The organism is Streptomyces sp. RerS4, assembly GCF_023515955.1.
Lineage (GTDB): Bacteria > Actinomycetota > Actinomycetes > Streptomycetales > Streptomycetaceae > Streptomyces.
In genome coordinates, this window is record NZ_CP097322.1 from 5,940,789 (window position 1) to 5,943,254 (window position 2,466).

General features: G+C 70.4%; 2 protein-coding genes. Both read left to right on the top strand.

The features are described from left to right. The first annotated feature begins 27 nt into the window (after nt 1-27). A complete protein-coding gene (locus tag M4D82_RS27355; protein WP_249768691.1) occupies nt 28-528 on the top strand; it encodes a PH domain-containing protein in 501 nt (166 codons plus the stop codon). After that, nucleotides 525-2,078, top strand: a complete 1,554-nt coding sequence (locus tag M4D82_RS27360; protein ID WP_249768693.1) for a PH domain-containing protein — start codon at nt 525-527, stop codon at nt 2,076-2,078. The genes M4D82_RS27355 and M4D82_RS27360 overlap by 4 nt, the downstream gene beginning before the upstream one ends. The last annotated feature ends 388 nt before the right edge of the window (nt 2,079-2,466 follow it).

The following is a 2,466-nucleotide window of genomic DNA, read 5'->3' on the forward strand; positions in this document are numbered from 1 at the left end:
AGATCCTTCAGGAACCAGGGTGAAGCAGTGCTAGACAACCAAGAACTGAGGCTCCGTCCGCCTCGCCACCGCGTCGACAGCCGTGCCATCGGCTGGTGGACCCTCCAGTCGTCCCTCTTCGCCCTGCCGCTCCCGATCGTCTTCGGCGTGCTCTGGCTCTTCATCACGCCGGCGCGCTTCGTCTTCGGCCCCCTCTTCCTCGTCGCGCTCGTCCCCGGCCTCCTCTACATGGGCGTCATGCCCATCTGGCGCTACCGGGTGCACCGCTGGGAGATGACCGACGACGCCGTCTACGCCGCCTCCGGCTGGCTCTGGCAGCGCTGGCGCGTCGTGCCCCTGTCGCGCGTCCAGACCGTCGACATGCTCCGCGGCCCGCTCCAGCAGCTGTTCGGACTGTCCGGGATCACCGTCACCAGCGCCTCCTCCGCCGGCGCCGTGAAGATCAAGGGCCTGGACCACGCCACGGCCACCGAACTCGTGGAGCAGCTCACCAGGTCCACCCAGGCCGTACCGGGAGACGCGACGTGACACCGGACAGCGCGGTACGACACACCGACGGGGCCGCGAACGACACGTGGGGGCGCCTCAACCCCCGCCTGTTCCTCGTCAACCTCAGCGTCGTGGCCACACCGCTGGCCACCTTCGGCGCCACCACCGTCCTCACCGGCGGGGAGATCAACCTCCAGGTCCTGATCACCTTCGTCTCGTTCCTCATCACCTGCCTGGTCATCGCCGGCATCAGCATGATGCGCCTGATCACCACCCGCTACCGGGTCACCCCCGACCGGGTCGAACTCCACAAGGGCCGGTTCTTCCGCAGCGAACGCTCGATCCCCGTCGACCGCATCCGCAGCGTCGACCTGACCGCCAACCCCCTGCACCGGATCTTCGGCCTCACCTCCCTGAAGATCGCCACCGGCGACCAGGCCACCTCCGGCGGCGGCCTGTCCCTGGACGGCCTCGCCGTCCGCGACGCCGAGGAACTGCGCCGCCGGCTGAGCGAACTGCGCCACGCCCGCCAGGGCCTGGACACCGCCGACCCCGACACCGACTCCACCCTCGCCGAACTCGACTGGGCGTGGCTGCGGTACGCGCCGCTCACCCTGTGGGGCGTCGGCGGTGTCTTCATCGCCGTCGGCAGCGTCTACCGCACGCTGCACCAGATGAAGATCGACCCGCTGGAACTGGGCATCGTCAAGGACATCGAGGCCCGCTTCGGCTCCGTACCCCTCTGGTACGGGATCCTGCTCACCGTCGCCGTCATCGTCGTGATCGGCGTCGCCGGCTCCACGGCCACCTTCATAGAGGGCTGGGGCGGCTACCACCTCGACCGCCCCGAGACGGGCATGCTCCGCGTCCGCCGTGGCCTGCTCGTCACCCGCTCCGTCAGCATCGAGGAACAGCGCCTGCGCGGCGTCGAAGTGGCCGAGCCGCTGCTGCTGCGCTGGGCCGGCGGCGCCCGCGTGAAGGCCGTCGCGAGCGGCCTCGGCGACGAGGACGAGAACAGCAGCCGCAGCCGGCTCACCCCGCCCGTCCCCCTGGCCCTGGCCCGCCGCATCGCCGCCGACGTCCTCGGCGAGCGCGTCTCCCCGACCACCGAGGCCCGGCTCGCGCCGCACCCCCGCGCCGCCCTGCGGCGCAGGATCAACCGCGCCCTGATCTGGTCCGTCCTGATCGCCGCACCCTTCGTGGGCCTCGGACTGTGGCTGACCCCGGTGCTCGTGCACACCGGCTGGATCACCGCCGTCGTCCTGTTCTGCGTCGGCGTGGCCTTCGCCTTCGACGCCTACCGCAACCTCGGCCACGCCATCCACGGCCCCTACCTGGTGACCCGGTCCGGCACCTTCACCCGTCGCACCGCCGCCCTCCAGCGCGACGGCGTCATCGGCTGGTCCATCACCCGCTCGGTCTTCCAGCGCCGCGCCGGCCTGCTCACCCTGGGCGCCGCGACGGCGGCCGGCAACGGGGTCTACAAGGTCCGCGACGTAGGGGTCTCCGAGGGTCTCGCCCTCGCCGAGGACGCCATACCGGGCCTGCTGGCCCCGTTCATCGAACGGGCGCCGGCGCGCCACCGCTGACACACCCGCAGACCAACTGGCGTACCCCCGGAAGCGGAGGGGCGGTCCTCGTGACCGCCCCTCCGCTTTTTGGCCCTCCATGACCGCCCGCAACGGCCTGGTGCGCGCCCTGGACACCGCCATCTGGCTGGACGAGTACCGGCCCGACATCCGCCTCCAGGCCCGTACCTCTTTCACCCCGACCGGACACGAGAACCCGGCCAATTCTTGCGATCGCCCACCTGTCGAGTGCATTATGATGCGGTCGCAACTCGCATATGTGCAGCACATTTCGAGGGGTCTCCGCATAGGGGCCCCTAGGGGACCGTTAGGGGTTTCTGCACCGCCTCCACCATGCCAGGGTCATAACCGGTATTGGGTTTCTCTGCACGGAGTGATGGAGCGCGCG